16 protein-coding genes and 1 pseudogene are annotated in these 15,240 nt (G+C 63.2%); 8 read left to right on the top strand and 9 right to left on the bottom strand.

Annotation, left to right across the window (positions count from 1 at the left end):
- Positions 1 to 119 precede the first annotated feature (119 nt).
- From EOHIBHHM_RS25100 to EOHIBHHM_RS25085, 4 genes are all read left to right on the top strand, one after another.
- Complete coding sequence (locus EOHIBHHM_RS25100) at positions 120 to 995, top strand: ParA family protein (protein WP_497259747.1); 876 nt, start codon at positions 120 to 122, stop codon at positions 993 to 995.
- The gene (locus EOHIBHHM_RS25095; RefSeq protein WP_497259745.1) at positions 995 to 1,432 is read left to right on the top strand and encodes a DUF7970 domain-containing protein; all 438 of its coding nucleotides are present in this window, start codon (positions 995 to 997) and stop codon (positions 1,430 to 1,432) included. The genes EOHIBHHM_RS25100 and EOHIBHHM_RS25095 overlap by 1 nt, the downstream gene beginning before the upstream one ends.
- A 275-nt stretch (positions 1,433 to 1,707) precedes the next feature.
- A complete protein-coding gene (locus EOHIBHHM_RS25090; RefSeq protein WP_497259743.1) occupies positions 1,708 to 1,965 on the top strand; it encodes a hypothetical protein in 258 nt (85 codons plus the stop codon).
- A gap of 542 nt (positions 1,966 to 2,507) precedes the next feature.
- On the top strand, positions 2,508 to 3,722 hold the full coding sequence (locus tag EOHIBHHM_RS25085; protein ID WP_497259795.1) for a site-specific integrase: 1,215 nt from the start codon (positions 2,508 to 2,510) through the stop codon (positions 3,720 to 3,722).
- A 618-nt stretch (positions 3,723 to 4,340) separates the two neighbouring features.
- On the opposite strand, the gene EOHIBHHM_RS25080 is transcribed toward EOHIBHHM_RS25085, so the two are convergent.
- Complete coding sequence (locus tag EOHIBHHM_RS25080; protein WP_497259741.1) at positions 4,341 to 5,279, bottom strand: hypothetical protein; 939 nt, start codon at positions 5,277 to 5,279, stop codon at positions 4,341 to 4,343.
- 134 nt (positions 5,280 to 5,413) lie between these two features.
- Here EOHIBHHM_RS25080 and EOHIBHHM_RS25075 point away from each other — a divergent pair, with 134 nt between their 5' ends.
- Together EOHIBHHM_RS25075 and EOHIBHHM_RS25070 are read left to right on the top strand one after the other, a co-directional pair.
- A complete protein-coding gene (locus tag EOHIBHHM_RS25075) occupies positions 5,414 to 5,752 on the top strand; it encodes an ArsR/SmtB family transcription factor (protein WP_497259739.1) in 339 nt (112 codons plus the stop codon).
- Positions 5,749 to 6,258, top strand: a complete 510-nt coding sequence (locus EOHIBHHM_RS25070) for an SRPBCC domain-containing protein (RefSeq protein ID WP_497259737.1) — start codon at positions 5,749 to 5,751, stop codon at positions 6,256 to 6,258. The genes EOHIBHHM_RS25075 and EOHIBHHM_RS25070 overlap by 4 nt, the downstream gene beginning before the upstream one ends.
- A 1,080-nt stretch (positions 6,259 to 7,338) precedes the next feature.
- Here EOHIBHHM_RS25070 and mnhG read toward each other — a convergent pair.
- From mnhG to mbhE, 7 genes are all read right to left on the bottom strand, one after another.
- The gene (gene mnhG / locus EOHIBHHM_RS25065; protein ID WP_497259735.1) at positions 7,339 to 7,680 is read right to left on the bottom strand and encodes a monovalent cation/H(+) antiporter subunit G; all 342 of its coding nucleotides are present in this window, start codon (positions 7,678 to 7,680) and stop codon (positions 7,339 to 7,341) included.
- Between the two features lie 75 nt (positions 7,681 to 7,755).
- Positions 7,756 to 8,049: an MrpF/PhaF family protein gene (locus tag EOHIBHHM_RS25060; protein WP_497259733.1), complete on the bottom strand. Its 294-nt coding sequence runs from the start codon at positions 8,047 to 8,049 to the stop codon at positions 7,756 to 7,758.
- Positions 8,039 to 8,704, bottom strand: coding sequence for a Na+/H+ antiporter subunit E (locus EOHIBHHM_RS25055; RefSeq protein ID WP_497259731.1), 666 nt, complete (start codon positions 8,702 to 8,704; stop codon positions 8,039 to 8,041). Before EOHIBHHM_RS25055 ends, EOHIBHHM_RS25060 begins: the two co-directional genes overlap by 11 nt.
- Complete coding sequence (locus EOHIBHHM_RS25050; RefSeq protein ID WP_497259729.1) at positions 8,701 to 10,308, bottom strand: complex I subunit 5 family protein; 1,608 nt, start codon at positions 10,306 to 10,308, stop codon at positions 8,701 to 8,703. Before EOHIBHHM_RS25050 ends, EOHIBHHM_RS25055 begins: the two co-directional genes overlap by 4 nt.
- Positions 10,305 to 10,649 (bottom strand): sodium:proton antiporter, encoded by a 345-nt coding sequence (locus tag EOHIBHHM_RS25045; protein WP_497259727.1) that lies wholly within the window; start codon positions 10,647 to 10,649, stop codon positions 10,305 to 10,307. The genes EOHIBHHM_RS25050 and EOHIBHHM_RS25045 overlap by 4 nt, the downstream gene beginning before the upstream one ends.
- Before the next feature lie 52 nt (positions 10,650 to 10,701).
- Positions 10,702 to 11,166, bottom strand: coding sequence for an MnhB domain-containing protein (locus tag EOHIBHHM_RS25040; protein ID WP_497259725.1), 465 nt, complete (start codon positions 11,164 to 11,166; stop codon positions 10,702 to 10,704).
- Positions 11,163 to 13,556: a hydrogen gas-evolving membrane-bound hydrogenase subunit E gene (mbhE, locus tag EOHIBHHM_RS25035; RefSeq protein WP_497259723.1), complete on the bottom strand. Its 2,394-nt coding sequence runs from the start codon at positions 13,554 to 13,556 to the stop codon at positions 11,163 to 11,165. The genes EOHIBHHM_RS25040 and mbhE overlap by 4 nt, the downstream gene beginning before the upstream one ends.
- A 176-nt stretch (positions 13,557 to 13,732) precedes the next feature.
- Between mbhE and EOHIBHHM_RS25030 the strand changes: the two are divergent.
- Positions 13,733 to 13,864: pseudogene (locus tag EOHIBHHM_RS25030) on the top strand (M20 family metallopeptidase); the annotation flags it as partial.
- 18 nt (positions 13,865 to 13,882) lie between these two features.
- Here the strand turns inward: EOHIBHHM_RS25030 and EOHIBHHM_RS25025 are convergent.
- A complete protein-coding gene (locus EOHIBHHM_RS25025) occupies positions 13,883 to 14,527 on the bottom strand; it encodes an SDR family oxidoreductase (protein WP_497259721.1) in 645 nt (214 codons plus the stop codon).
- A 176-nt stretch (positions 14,528 to 14,703) separates the two neighbouring features.
- Here EOHIBHHM_RS25025 and EOHIBHHM_RS25020 point away from each other — a divergent pair, with 176 nt between their 5' ends.
- Positions 14,704 to 14,853, top strand: coding sequence for a hypothetical protein (locus EOHIBHHM_RS25020; RefSeq protein WP_497259719.1), 150 nt, complete (start codon positions 14,704 to 14,706; stop codon positions 14,851 to 14,853).
- Positions 14,854 to 15,240: the final 387 nt, after the last annotated feature.

The raw sequence follows: 15,240 nt of genomic DNA, 5'->3' as shown, positions 1-15,240 counted from the left end.
TCATCCATCTCAAAACTGTGCTTCAATCTACGCCTCTCAGGAAGTTCATACCATTCACAGAAGGAGCTACATCTTCGACAGGCACTACATTTTATACGTTCTTAGCATGAATTACCGCTATGCCTACATCGGAACCTGAAAAATCGTCCCGTGCCGTCGCCGTGAACGTCCTCAAAGGGGGGTTCGGCAAATCGACCACTGCCATCAATCTCGCTCGCGAACTCGGCGACCGCAACGGGACTGCTCTCCTCATCGACCTCGACGACAACGGCCACACTACCTTCAACCTCGGCTACCGCGATCGCTACGAAGGCGAGAATCACCTCCAACGAATCCTCATCGACGACGCCGACCCTGCAGACCACATCGTCTCGGTGACCGACAGCCTCGATTTACTGCCTTCACACGAAGCCCTCGAAGACGTCGAAACCAACCTTCAGTCGGCGATGGCCTCGAGTCAACGCCTCCACCGAAACGTCGTTGACCCCCTCCTCGGCGACGGGTACGACTATGTCGTCGTCGATACGCCAGCCAACCGCGGGAAACTCAACGACAACGCCCTGTTCGCGACCAAACACCTCATCGTTCCACTCCGACCCGAAAGCGGGTGGGAAAGCGGCATCACCCAGACCAACAAGCGACTCATCCAAGAAGCCCGTCAGTATTTCGACCTCGATCTTCTCGCATTGGTTCCGACCGACCTTTCAGAACGTCTCGATCACGACACCCGCGATCGGAACCTCTTGTACGCCCTCAACCGCCGAGACGACCTCGCCCAATTTGTCCCTAACTTCGCTCGGCTCACGCCTTCAGATTGGGACGCTATCGAAAACGGCGAATACACTGGTGAGCTCCCGGGTATCCGTCACCGCGCCAGCATCGATAAGGCTCATCGCGCTCGCCAACCCTTACGCGATTACGACCCCGAGTGTGACCAGCTCGCCTGCTACGCGGAACTTGCTCAGATTGTCGAAGTCGGCGGGGTGGTTCGGTAATGCCATTCGACGATCTCGCCGACGAGAACAGTGATGAGACCGAAGAGGCAAATGATCCGGGTGATGAAGCCCTTGGCGAACTAGCCGGTACCCTCTCCGGTAATGAGAGTACAGACGATGCTACTGAAGCCGACAGCGAGTCTGACGACGACTACAATCCAGAGACAGATCCGGCATTCCCTACGGCTAAAAGTCAGACCCAACATTCCGTCTACTGTCTCCCCAAGACCTGGGAAGCGCTCGATGGTCCATCCGGATTACTGTTCGAAGCTGAAATCGCTCTCCGACGGAACGGCCATGGTGCGGTCCAGAAACGCGAACTGCACAATGCCCTCCTGCAGGCCGCGGTCAACGAACTCTCTGTTGAGGACATTACGGACCAATTCATTGCAACACGGACCGAACGCGTTGACGGTCCCCTCATTGACGACGGCTAGGTGGTACAGCCGTCGGTTCGGCATCAAGAGCAGCAATAAGAGGATTAGGAATTCGCTCCTGTGTAGCAATTATGATGAAGGGCGGTCGGGTCAAGAGAACGGGATCAACACTCTCCGACAGATGAGCGACAGGCCAAAGTTTGGGTATGTCTCCAGGTTGTCCTCAGCGGGTAAATTGAAGCAGGTCGACTCCGAACTTCATACCAGTTGATGATCGTCACAGAAACCCGATGTTTCAGCTCTCACGAGTCCTCTCCTCCGAATGCGGTGACCGAATGAGCGAATCCGATCCGTGGTACAAGGGGGCGAAAATCCCGACCCGAAGCGACGACTGGGAGATCAGTTGGATCGCACACCGGTCGATCGCCTCGGACGAGACTTTTAAGTGCGAAATCACCGGCCGCTCCATTCCAGCGAGCTCGCCGCATCTCCTCGTTACCATTCGTCGCAAGGGGAGGCTCCGAACACAGACCGAAGAGTTCGTCGTTCAGGACGAAGAGACCCTGCGTGAGTGGGTACAAATTCAAGATTGAATTACGGCAACGATGTGACCGATCTCGAATCCGCCGTCGAGCGCTATTTCCGGTCGAGTGGCGATTCCGATTAGTACTCCCGAACCGCGAAGACGGTCTTTGACCAGTTCACGACCTAGGTCACAACTGGGACATCGATATCTTCGAGTCGGTCAAGGAAGAGGGCGATTAGATCATCCGCCACTCTGTTGGTCTGCGCAATTAACGTGTCGAGCCGGCGAATTTTCGACCTCGACTGCAAGGACCATATTTTGTGTATTTAATATAGCGCTATACAGTATACCTGTGCGAGCGCCACTCGCGCATGCGATTTACTAATTGTCGTTGTGTACAGTCCACTACTGCACAAGCCATAGTATTATGAGGTTGGTAGTTCTGTGCAGAACTGTGAAATCTCACGTCTTCGATTACCCTGCAGACACAGATTCCGAGTTACTCGGTGGTGAGAGGCTGTGAGCAACGAGTCTCACTCCAAGGGTGCAGCGGAGAAAGAGACTGCAACAGACGAGTCCAAACGCGAGAAGCGCTACAACTGGTCGCAGATGGACCTCGAGGAGATGGCCTCCATCTACTGGACCGACATGGCACCGAAGCGGCGTCACGAAGGCTTCGACGAAGATCGGGACGTCCCGTCCTACGAGTGGCTTACTGACTACGGGTTCTCGGGGATCGCATACGCCCTGCGTGAACATCACGACCTCACACCGCGGCAGTTCTTCGTTGACGTCGTGGGTCTTGGGGACGGTGACGATCCCGATGAGTGGACGTGGGGCATCGAACACCAACCGACGGTCGACGCTCTCGACAGCTATCTCCGAACGCTCGGCACGCTCGGGAAGCGCACCGATAGCACCGTTGAAACACACCGGACACGACTCGCCAAGTGGGTGCGGACCTATCGAGACTTACATGGGACGGACGCACTGCTCGCGTCGCTCGACGACGTCTCGAACCAGCCACGGGAGATGAACCGCTGTTACGCGGTGCTCGAAGTATTCGACAAAGAGCTCTCCACCGACCGCTCGAAGCTCGAGTATCTCCACGTCGTCCGATCGTGGTATCAGTATCTGTTTGGGCACCAGTACGCACGATACAATCCGCTCTCGCAGGTGCAGAACGATATCGGATGGGAGCCAGAGGAGTCAAATCCGTCGGCGCTGTCGTCTGCTCAGGTCGGTCGCCTCTACGCCGCTGTCGAGTCGCCTGAGGAGGAACTCACCGTCATCGCCCTTGCTGGGTGGGGGTTACGGCCGTCAGAGGTGGCAGCGCTTCACGAGCGGCAGGTCGTACTCGACGGTGACGACCCGCACCTCTCCTTCGGTGACGGCGAACGGAAAAACGGGCCAGGCGAGGTGACGTTGCTGTACGGTGTCGATGTGGTATCCGAGCGAATCGCTACGCTGTCCGACCGCCGGGAATGGGACGGCAACCTCTTCCCCTCACGGTCATCGTCGACGGACCATGTGTCCGTCTCAACCGTACGACGTCGCTTCAAGCGACTCGCCGATCAGGCCGACGTCCTCGTCGACGACGATACGCCGACTCCGAAGATGGGGCGGCGATTCTGGTACTCGACGTACCAGGAAGCAGTCAACGAGGTCGCTGCCGGACTTGAGGGCGTCGCTGCCGACCAAGGGTCGAGTTCAGTCGAAGTCGTGATGCAGAACTACCTTTCTGAGGAAAAGCTTCGACACGCTCGTCGCGAGACGATGCGCGAAAAATTGAGTGAAGCGTTTGGTGACGGCGGCGGCAAGTGAACCGCCTCGGGGTCAAGTGGTTCGAGAGACCTGCGGTCTCTCGTCATCACGGAAGATCGAAGATCTTCCGAACGACCCCGAGGCACTCGGCCTGCCTCACCTGTAGATAAGTTGGGGTCGAACCTCGGGGGAGCGACCGAGAACGCAGTGCTCGTTGTCGTGATGGGTCTCGAAGTCGACCTTACCCTTTGTGCTATATTCTATGAGTGAATCTGAACATGTTTGTAGTATTTCGTGTTGAACACAATCGGTGTTCTAACACTGGGAGTAAGATTCGGTGCCTGCATGAACGGCTGAATTCAGCCGCTCTAGAATCGTGGCATCTCACGGCCCGAACACAGACGGCTGAACACCAACGATAGCAGCTCAAATGGATAGCCGACCGTATCTGTCTACGAAGATCGCTCTGCAACAGGGCAGTTCGTCGCAAACCAGGAAAGAAGCGCTCAAACTCGTCCTCGGAACTGCGCTCTGCTTCACCAACGATCTACGCCACAAGAGTTGACCGACGCTCTTCTGTCGGAAATTGTTGAGACAGTTCAGCTGTTGCCACGTCTTCCAGACTCGTCAGACGAGAGCGCTTGTCGGTTCACGAGGGCAACGGATGGATTCTCACCTTCACCGGTTCGGATTTCGGAAACGTGACTTCTGGAAGCGATTACCGTAGATTCGCTCGTAGTTTGGAGCCGACGAATATCGCGTCTCGGACGGAATCGACGCAAATCGAGTCGCGGATCCGATGTCGGGGCGGGTACTCGGAAGCGTGGAGTACGCTGTCGGGTTCCGTGAGTTCGGTCTGTCGACGCTGCGCGACGCGAGCTCGTTCGCGTCGATCCGTTCTCGAACCGTCTCGTGGACCTCCAGAAGGTGCTCGCGCAACTTCACGACGGCGTCGTCGATTCCTGTCTGTACGGCTACCTGCTTCCCCACGTCGCTCGCGAGCAGTTCGGACTTCGTCTCTTCGTCGAGAGGCGTCGACTCGGCGGACTCGTCCAGACCTTCGTCGGAGGTTGCATCCGGTTCTTCGACTATCTCTGCCGGGAGATACTCCATCACGTCGTCGATTTCGGCGCCGAGTTCCCGGTGGTTCCGTCGAAATTCCCGAACGTCGACGGCGTCGAACGCTTCTCGTAGCTCGATTATTGCGACCAGTTTCTCGTAGGGGATCGCGTCTTGCGGACGAAGGCTCGTCACCGCGTCGGGAACCTTCTCCACGTCGACGGCGTCCGGAAGCTCTTCCAGACGAACGCTATCTAACAGAGCGGGGAAGTCGACGCTCGCCAGTACCTGTTCGGCCTCCCGGACGACGTCCGAAAGTTCGTCGAGAATGTGTTTGTTCTGCTCTCCTCGGCCGGCGCCGAAATACTCGTCGAGTAACTCTGGGGTACGCTCAGCGAGTCGTCGCAGCGTCTCGATTGAGGCCTCCTGTTCCTGCGTGGAGAGCTCGGGACTCGTCACCGTCGGATTGCCGCTGTCCTTCGGATTCCGCTCACCCGGGGGAGGAGACTCGGTTCGCATCAGATACAGTAGTAAGGGGGCAGTTGAGGCGATAACCATTGTGGCTCCTCTCTCGCAGCGATACGTCGGCGAGTTTCGCAGACGTATTTTTCCTTCCGCGAACAACCGCTGGAAGGCCCAACGGTCGTATTCAACCGAATAGTTAAATATTATCCAGTTGATTATTCAACTGGATGGTTGAACAAGTACCGGACGACCTCGATCTCGACGCGGTCTTCCAGGCGTTGGCGCACCCGATCCGTCGAGCCATCCTCGAACAGGTGGCCGACGGGCCAAAGAGCGTCAGCGAACTGGCCGAGCCGCACGACGTCTCCCTCGCCGCCGTTTCGAAACACCTCCACGTGCTCGAGGACGCCGGCTTGATCGACATCGAGAAAGACGGTCGCGTTCGCCGCTGCCACCTCGAAGCCGCGCCACTGAGCGCCGCATTCGGATGGCTCACCCGGTATCGCGTCTTCTGGGAGGACCGGCTCGACGCGCTGGCCATCCACTTGGAGGAACAAAGCCAATGACGACTACAAGTACCGATGACGACGAACGACAGACTGACACCCGAACCGGCGAGCGGACGATGACCGTGAGCCGCATCATCGAGGCGCCGCCCGAGCGAGTCTACGAGGCGTTCCTCGACCCGAGCGAGCTGATGCAGTGGCTCCCACCGACGGGATTCTCGGCCGAGGTTCACCACCTCGAGCCCGAAGAGGGTGGTACCTTCCGTATGACGTTCACGGGAGAGACCGAGGAGTTCGTCGAGTATGGCTCGACCTTTGGCGGTACCTACCTGGAACTGGTTCCCGGCGAGCGCATCGTCCACACCGACGCGTTCGAGACTGACGACCCAGCGATGGCCGGCGAGATGACGGTGACGGTCACCTTCGAAGAGGTCCCTGCGGGAACCGAACTCACGGTCCGACAAGAGGGGATTCCCGAAGCCATCCCGCCCGAGGATTCCCACGCCGGGTGGACCGACTCACTCGAACAACTCGCGGGGCTAGTAGAGGGACCACGACCGGCGTAGAGGCGGCCGAGTAGGTCGCGGCCCTTGTCGAGCATTTTGCGGACGCAGACCCTGTGGATATCGACGACGGGACACTCGTGTTGCTGTAGACGATGGGGAGTATTCTCCGGTGGATGATTGATGAGTTATCGCTGTATGAACGCCGAGTCTGTTATGAGGCATCGTCACCTCACTACCGACGTGATGCTGACCTACGTCGATAACGGGGGGCTGATTCGACGAGAGAGACCACTTCTCTTGATCCTCGCGGGGAGTCTTCATCCCAGCCGTCACACGAATCGACAATGAAACGTCGACCTGCCATTGCGCTCGGTGTCTTGGTTGAGATGCTTGTGATCCTCGTGGCGACCTTCGTGTCGCTCCCAGGTCCGCTCATGTGGGTCGGAGTTGTTCTGTCTCTTCTGACTGGGCTGATTGGGGGACTTGTGACTGGACGGTTTACCAGTGGGGGATGGCACACACGCGCGATTCATGGACTGGTGACCGGGCTTCTCGGTGGGTTGCTCTTCGGCGTCACTCTCTGGCTCAGCATGAGTTCTGTCGTCCCGCGTGCCACCTATAGTGTATTTTGGGGCCTCAACTACCTGCTCGCTACGAACCCCGTTGGAATCCGCCAGATGAGGTGGCTGTATACGGGAAACACGCTCCTGGTGCCGCTCGTCCTCCTTTCGATGGGCCTCTTTGCCGTGGAAGGATACATTGCGAGTGGAGCGGCACCAAGGAGTCGTCGCGCTTCAGAACCACCTCTTGGCCCACCACAGTAAAAAGACGTGTCGACTGCTCCGTTTGAAACTTGTTCCAACGCCGGCTCTGTAGCGTCAGTTCACGGCGGTGAATTCCACGGAGAGTTCACGCTTTCGCGACGGTCGTATAGGGTACTTTGAACATTGGTTGAATGGCGAGCGTTGCCGTACACGGCTGTGATGAGTGTGCTGAGCTCTGTACAGCGTGTCGAGGACCTCGTCTCGCTCGATTCCTCGACGGCGAACTCGACCGCGAGGACGCCATTGAGCGCGTCGGTCGGACGAAAGTCGAGCGAGCGGAGCAGTCAGAACAGAGCGCGAACGCGATCGGAACGGCCTACTCGTCGTCGCTCTTGCCGGGCCACGTCACCGACCCCAAAAACGGGACGCCGGTCCGTTCCGCCGCTCGAGAGATCATGTGCGCGCCGGTCGGCACCGTCAGGAACAGGAAGACGATACCGACCAGCGACGAGAGGCCGGCCCCCCCGGGACCGAAGTACGCGAACCCGGCCAGAAAGATCGCGACCGTGCCGATGGTCGCCGGCTTGCTCGTCGCGTGCATCCGGTTGTACACGTTCGGGAGCCTCAGCAGGCCGATCGTCCCGACCGTGAGGAAGAACGACCCGACGACGACCAGAGCGACGACGGCCCAGATCCGTACCGTCTCCAGTGCGACCATCAGCGGTCACCTCCGGCGACCTGCTGGTTCGTCGGGACGATTCCGCCGGGTCGGTGTCGGTGAGTCATGTCGTGATCACTCCTGTGTGACAATGATGTCGCCTTCGGTGACGAACTTCGCGGCCGCGACCGTCGAGAGGAACGCGATGATCGCGAGGACGAGACTGACGGTCACGAAGAGGCCCCGTCCGGTCTTGATGGCGAACAGAACGGCGATGGCGACGATGTTCGTCGCGATCGCGTCCAGCGCGACCACGCGGTCGGGGACCGTCGGCCCTCGGACCACGCGGTAGCCGCAGAACAGATTCAGAAGCGACACGAGGACGATCGCGGCGTCGACGACCGGCACTATCGCTCCCTCAGCGGCCATCGCCCTCACCTCCCGCGTCCCCCTCGGTCGACGGCTCAGGTTCCGCCTCGACCCCCTCGTCGGCCTCGGAGACGGCCTGTTCGAGCACGGGATGCGTCTGGTCGGGCGGGTAGACGGCGAAATCCGGGCTGGGGTCGCCCGCCGATAGCTCCTCGTCGAAGATGGAGAGCGCGTAGTCCTCCCAGTCGCGGATCGGGGCGACGATCTCTTCGGGAGACCGCCCGTCGATGACGTGGACGTACAGCGCGTTCTCCGTCGAATCGTAGTCGAGCGTGAGCGAGCCGGGCGTCATCGTGATGCTGTTCGCGATCGTGGTCACGCCGAGTTCGGTCTGGACCCGTAGGGGGATGAGAATCACTTCCGGTTCGATCGGTTTGGAGGGGGTGAGCACGCGGTACGTGACGTCGAGACTGGCGACGATCGCCTCCCTGACGAACGCCAGTAGATACAGCACCGCGTACGGGACTCCGCGAGCCGACCGGCGGAGGTCGACGGTGTCCGCGTACAGGCGGCGGAAGACGTAGGCCATGGGAAGTCCGACGGCGAGGCCGACCAGCAGCGCTCCGAGGAGGGGGGCGGGAGCGATCGGCGGCCCTTGGACGAACACCCACAGGATGCCGAAGCAGGTGCCGATGACCGGCCAACTGCGGGTCACTCGCCACCACCCCCGCCGAGACCCACGGCGTCGACGTAGGCCTCGCTGTCGACGGCCGCGTTCGCCGCCGTCTCGGCGAACCGATACATCGGGTCGAACCCCACGCCGACGAGGACGACGACCGCCGCGAGCGCGACGACGACCGCGACCTGCCCCGAGTCGGTGGCGGCGACCTCGACGGCCGGCGTCTTGGGCCCCCAGAATCCGCCGACCCACACCCGCGTCGTGTACAGGATGGTGAGCACGGCGCCGAGGAGCGACGCGGCCAGCGCGAGCGCCGACAGCGCGCCGGGACCGAATCCGATCCCCCGGATCGCCGCGTCGAACGTGAGGAACTTCCCGAAGAACCCGATCAGCGGCGGGATGCCGACCAGCGAGAGCAGGCCGACGAGAACGGCCCCCGCGAGTATCGGCGCGCGACCGGCGAGGCCGCCGAGGTTTCGCAGGTCGTCCGTCCCGACCGCGTCCTTGACGACGGCCGCCGAGAGGAAGAGGAGCCCCTTCGTGAGTGCGTGGTGGAACGCGTACACCAGCGCGGCCGCGATGGCGACTCGGCGGAGCGTCCCCGCGGAGCCGGCGGCCGCGGCGACGGCGATGGGGAGGGCGATGAAGCCGACCTGGCCGACGCTCGAGTACGCGAACACGCCCTCCAGTCGGTCCTGGCCGACGGCGCCGAACGCGCCGACGGCGATGCTCGCTATCGCCATCGCCCCCAGCACCGGAGCGAGGAAGGTGAGCGGCGACGCGCCGGCGATACCGGGCACGTCGGCGGAGACTGAGCCGGCGGCGAAGACGGTGAAGTACAGCCGGACCACCGCGTACATGCCCACCTTCTTCGTGACCCCGGCGAACATCGCCGTGACGGGCGGCGGGGCGGTGGTGTACGCGGCGGGCACCCAGAACTGGAAGGGGACGAGTCCCGCCTTCAGCGCGAACACCGCGAGCAGTAGGGCCGACAGGCCAACGACCGGCGCGGGGTCGACGCCGTACGCGGCGGGGTCGGCCAGCCGCCGGGCCATGTCGGCCATGTTGAGCGTTCCCGTCGCGGCGTACAGGCCGCCGACGGCCACGAGCATGAGCGCGCTCCCGAAGACGTTCATCACCAGATAGCGGAACGACGCCGCGGTGGCGAGCTCGGTGCCGTAGAAAGCGACGAACACGTAGCTGACGATCAGCATCACCTCGAACCAGACGAACAGGTTGAACAGGTCGCCGGTGAGGAACGCGCCGCTCACGCCCACCAAGAGCAGGTGGAACAGGGGGTGGTAGTAGACGCGCTGGTTCTCAGCGGTCACGTACCGAACTGAGAATAGCATCGACGCGAGCCCGAGGCTCGCGGCGATAGTCAGCATGAACGCCGAGAGCCCGTCGAGGACGAGCGTGATCCCGAACGGCGCGGGCCAGTCGCCAATCTGGTAGACCGCCACCCCGGAAGCCGCCGGGCCGAGGACGACTGTCCAGACGGACCCGGCGACCGCAGCGACGTACCCGACGGCGCCGGTGACGCTCGCGGCGACTTGAATCGGGGGCCACTCGCGGAGCACGAGCGTGAGCACGGTGGTTACGAGCGCGACCAACAGCGGCGCGATGACGTGCCAGCTCATCCTCTCCACTCCGTGACGTCCATGGTCTCGTTCTCCTCGTAGGCGCGGTACGACAGGACGAGCGCCAGCGCGGTCGTCCCGAAGCTGATGACGATGGCGGTCAGGACGAGCGCCTGCACCACCGGGTCCGCGACTTCGGGGACCTCGCCGCCGTGGTGTCCGAGAACCGGCACGAGGTCGCCGGTTCCCTCCTCGACGCCGCCCATCGCGATCAGGTAGACGAACGTGGCCTGAGAGATGGCGGCGATTCCCAGGACGACCCGTATCAGGTCTCGCCGCAACAGCAGGAACGTCCCGACGGCGAACAACCCGCCGACCACGACGGCCAGGACGACGCTCATCGGTCGTCACCTCCGGGTCGGACGCGGGCGGACGGCGCCCCTCTGGTCCGACTCATTCGGCGCTCACCACCGAGACGACCGTCAGGATGCTGCCGACGACGACGAGGTACACGCCCAGGTCGAACACGAGCGCGCTGGCGAGTTCGATGTCGTGATAGATCGGGACGCCGCCGAGGTGGACGTACGTCTGCGTCAGGAACGGGTCGCCGACGACGATTCCGGCGACGCCGCTCCCGAGGACGATCACCAGACCCGTGATCAACGCGCGGCGGTAGGCGGTGACCATGCGGTGGTCGTACACGCTGGCTCCGGGGTCGACCTCCCTGTCGAGCACTTCCGACTCCAGGTAGTCGAGGTCGTAGGCGACGTAGATGAGCACGAACGCCGTCGTGGTGAGGACGCCGCCGATGAACCCTCCGCCGGGGAGGTTGTGGCCCTGGAGGAACAGCCAGATCGAGAGGACGAGGACGATGGGGACGGTCACGCGGACCGTCGTCTGCATGATCCTCGTCGTCACGACGAATCGTCCCCCTCGAAGATCGGGTCGGCGTCGCGGTCGGCCACGGACTCCCCGCGTGCTCGCATCATCACGAGCACGAGGATGGCGATGGCGGCCGTCGCGACGACCAGCAGTTCGCCCAGCGTGTCGAACGCCCGGAAGTCCACGAGGATGACGTTGACGATGTTCGCGCCGCCGCCGCCCGGGACCGCCTGCTCCGTGTAGTAGGTGGCGATGCTCGTCGGGTCGGCGCCGGGACCGGGTGCGGTCAGGAGAACGGACGTGAACGCCATCGCGCCCACCAGAACCGACACGCCCGCGTCACGGGCGAGTACGAACCGCTGGACGTCCGAGTAGAAGGACGGCAGTCGCTGGAGGACGAGCAGGAAGATCAGGAGCACGAGCGTCTCGACGACCAGTTGTGTGAGCGCCAGGTCCGGCGCGCTCGCGAGGATGAAGAAGATGGCGAGCATGAACCCGAGGATGGACAGCGTGAGAACGCCGGCGAGGTGGGAGGAGGCGACGGGAACCGCCACGGCGGCGAGGAGGGCCGTCGTCAGCACGACGGCGACCGCCGTCGGCACGCCCAGGCCGTCGATTCCGAGAGTCCCACTGGTCGTGGCGAAGCCGGCCAGTGCGAGCAGACTCCCGGTCGCCGCCACCCACGTCAGGTACGTCCGGAGGACCCCGCTGTGGACGAGCGGACCGAACCGGGCGCTGGTCGCCTCCGTCGTCGAGACGGCCCAGTCGTACCAGCCGCGGGGCCGCACGGGGACCGGAGCGTCGACGCCGCGTCCGATGACCGCTCCGAGACGCCCCGCGAACGGGTACGCTGCGGCTCCGCCCAGGATGGCGACGGCGGACATCGCGACCGGGGGCGTGAGGTGCGTCGGTAGTCCGATTTTGAGATTCGCCTCGCCGACCGCGGTGGCGTCGATGGCCCCCTGAACGATAACGTCGACCGCCAGTTGCGGTGCGACGCTGACGACGGCCGCCGCGGCGGCCAACACGGCGGGCGGCGCCACCAGCGCGACGGGGGGACGGTGAATCTCCGCCTTCGGCGCTCGGCGCTCGCCGAAGAACATCGCGAGGAACTTCAGCGAGTAGACGACGGTGAACACGCTCGCGACCGTCGCAACGGCGGGGTACAGCCAGGCGAGACCCCCGGCCTCGTGAGCCACTTCGTACGCCGCCTCGAACAGCAGTTCCTTCGAGTAGAACCCGTTGAACGGGGGGATACCGGCCATGCTCAGCGCGGCGACCCCGGCCACGACGGCCGTCACGGGGAGGTCCCGCCAGAGCCCCCCGAGGTCGTCGAGGTCGCGGCTACCGGCCTCGTGGGCGACGATTCCCGCGACGAGGAACAGCGGCGCCTTGAACAGCGCGTGGTTGAGGAGATGGAACGCACCTGCCTCGCCGCCGTAGACGATGTCGAAACCGAAGCCCGCGACCATCAGCCCGAGGTGGCTCGCCGTCGAGTAGGCGAGAAGCTCCTTGATGTCGGTCGAGGTCACCGCCAACAGCGCCCCGACCGTCATCGTCAGAAGTCCGAGCGTCGCGACGAGCAGTACCCACTCGGGACTCATCAGCAGGGGGCGCAGGCGGCCGACGAAGTAGACGCCCACCTTGACCATCGTCGCGGAGTGGAGGAAGGCGGAGACGGGCGTCGGAGCGACCATGGCGTTCGGGAGCCAGAAGTGCAGCGGCACCTGCGCGGATTTGGCGGCCGCAGCGACGACGACGAGAACGAGCGCCGGCACGAACAGCCCCGACTCGCGCAGGGCGGCGCGCATCGCCTCCCCGTTCGCGAGCATCGCGGTCAGGTCGAAGGTCACGCCGCCGAGGGCACCCCGCGCCGCCACCGAGAGCGCGAGGAGGCCGGCGAGCAGACACAGGCCACCGCCGACGGTCACGAGCATGGCCATCCGCGCCGAGTAACGCGACTCGGCGTCGTCGGTGTGGTGGCCGATGAGCAGGAACGAACAGACGCTGGTCAGCTCCCAAAACAGGAATATCAACAGGAGATCGGAGGCGAGCGCGACGCCGAGTATCGAACCCATGAACGCCAGCAGGGCCGCGTAGTAGCGCGCCAGGCCGTCCTCGCCGCGCATGTACCGCGCCGAGTAGACGAACACGAGAACGCCGATGCCGCTGGCCAGGAGCGCGAACAGCAGCCCCCAACCGTCGACAGTGAACTGGACGCCCACGTCGAGGGCGGGGATCCACGACGCTCTGACGGTGCCGTAGCTGTCGGCCTGCGTCACCAGAAGCCCGAAGCTCGCCGCCGCGACGAGGGCTCCCGCGTAGCCGATCCGTTCACCGAGAACGCGATGCAGAAGCGGTGAGAGGACCGCGGCGACGAAGGGAAGCGCGACGATAGCCGTAACGACTGTGAGATTTGGTGCCATCGATGTTCGTCAATATCGGCCGAGACTCGAATTCCGGCACGCTTGAGTGTCGGCCTTTACGGGACCATCGAATCCTGTTGCAAAGTACCTGTTGACCGTCTCGGGCCGTGGTAGCCTGTCACGGGCTACCGTCCCGCGGTCGCCGCATCTGCTCGAACGCGGGGCCGTATCCGAGCGCAGACCTGCCGACAGTCATCCTCGGCCTCGACGGCGAGAACATTCACGGGGCGGGCGCGTTCGTCTCCACCGAGGAGGTCCTCGAGGTGGCCGATATCGTGCCCGAGGCCGCGGTCCGGTTCTGCGGGTGAGGGGGACGAAGGAGAGCGTCAACCCTCGTTCAGCGGGTCCGAGAGCGCCTCCTCGATGTCGACGTCGCCCGAGAGCATCTCGAAGGTGACGCCGTAGGTGGCCTCCTCTTCGAGGGCGGCGAGGAGCGTCCGCGCCACGTCGACGCGGGGCACGTCGCCGTCCCGCCGGTCGATGCTCTCGCCCGTCCGGATCCGACCGGTCCCCTCCTCGTTGGTCAGGGCGCCCGGCCGGACGACGGTGTACGTCAGGTCGCTCTCACGGAGGCGTTCGTCCGCATCGGCCTTCGCCCGCAGGTACTCTCTGAGTGCCTCCGGGGAGTCCTCGGGCGCGTCTGCGTTCATCGCGCTGAGCATGACGAACCGGCCGACGCCGGCGGACTCGCATGCCTCTATCAGGTTCACCGCGCCGTCGCGGTCGACCCCCCACACGTCGTCGCCGCCCGACCCCGCGGCGAAGATGGCGGCGTCACAGCCCTCGACGGCGCGGGAGACGTCCTCGGGTTCGGTGAGGTCCGCGTGGACCGCCGCGATACCGAGTTCCTCGATGTCCGAGAGTTGGTCCTCCGCACGGACCATCCCGACGCCCTCGTGGTCGCTCTCGCCGAGGAGTTCCGACGCGTGCTGTCCGACCTGCCCGTGAGCACCGGCTAGAAGTACGCGCATCGTGTTCGACCACGTTCGGTCGGCACGGCCAAGACGCTGTCGCCCCCGGAAACGCGAGACCGCTCGCCGGGGGAACCAGTACCGTTCGCTGAACAACATACGTTTGGTATGACGTGAGATGTCAGTGTAACACGTCAACGAGGCGCATACTGAGGGCGGAGGTGCTGGGAAGAGACGTGCCGTTCGACTACGCGGAGGGGTGGGTCCTGTTTCGAGGCGGTATCGGGAAGCTGCTCGACCCCTCGTGGACTGCCACCGAATTCCTGTTGAACGGCATCCCCGAGGGGAACCCGCTCGGTAGGTTCACGCCGTCGATTCCAAACTGACATCAGAATCACCTTCACGTTCGAGGGGCGTTCCGGCGGAGACTTCGAAGAGGACACTTCCCATTCCTCGGAGACCGAAGCCGTTTCGCGCGATGCCAGCGTAGGTTCCGCCCGGAGACCACACCGGTCTCGTAGAGATAGCCTTTCAACGACGACTGTTCGAGGAGGGCCTCCGTCCCGGAGTGCTCGACGTCGGCAGTACTGATGCAGTCGATCGCTGTGTCGCGCGTAAATGTCTCGTCTGTCTCGACTGTCTGCTCGAGTTGCTCGAACGCTGTTTGTTGATGGGGTCAGTGACGTTGACGAGTGCCGCAGCACGAGTAGGCCGTGTCTCGGCTACGGTAAGTGGTGGACACTGCATGCCTCTATAGTAGCTCGTGCAACTGT

This window comes from Halogranum roseipondis (assembly GCF_059695585.1).
The sequence above is the reverse complement of the archived record's forward strand: the minus strand, read 5'-3'. Positions and strand labels throughout refer to the sequence as shown.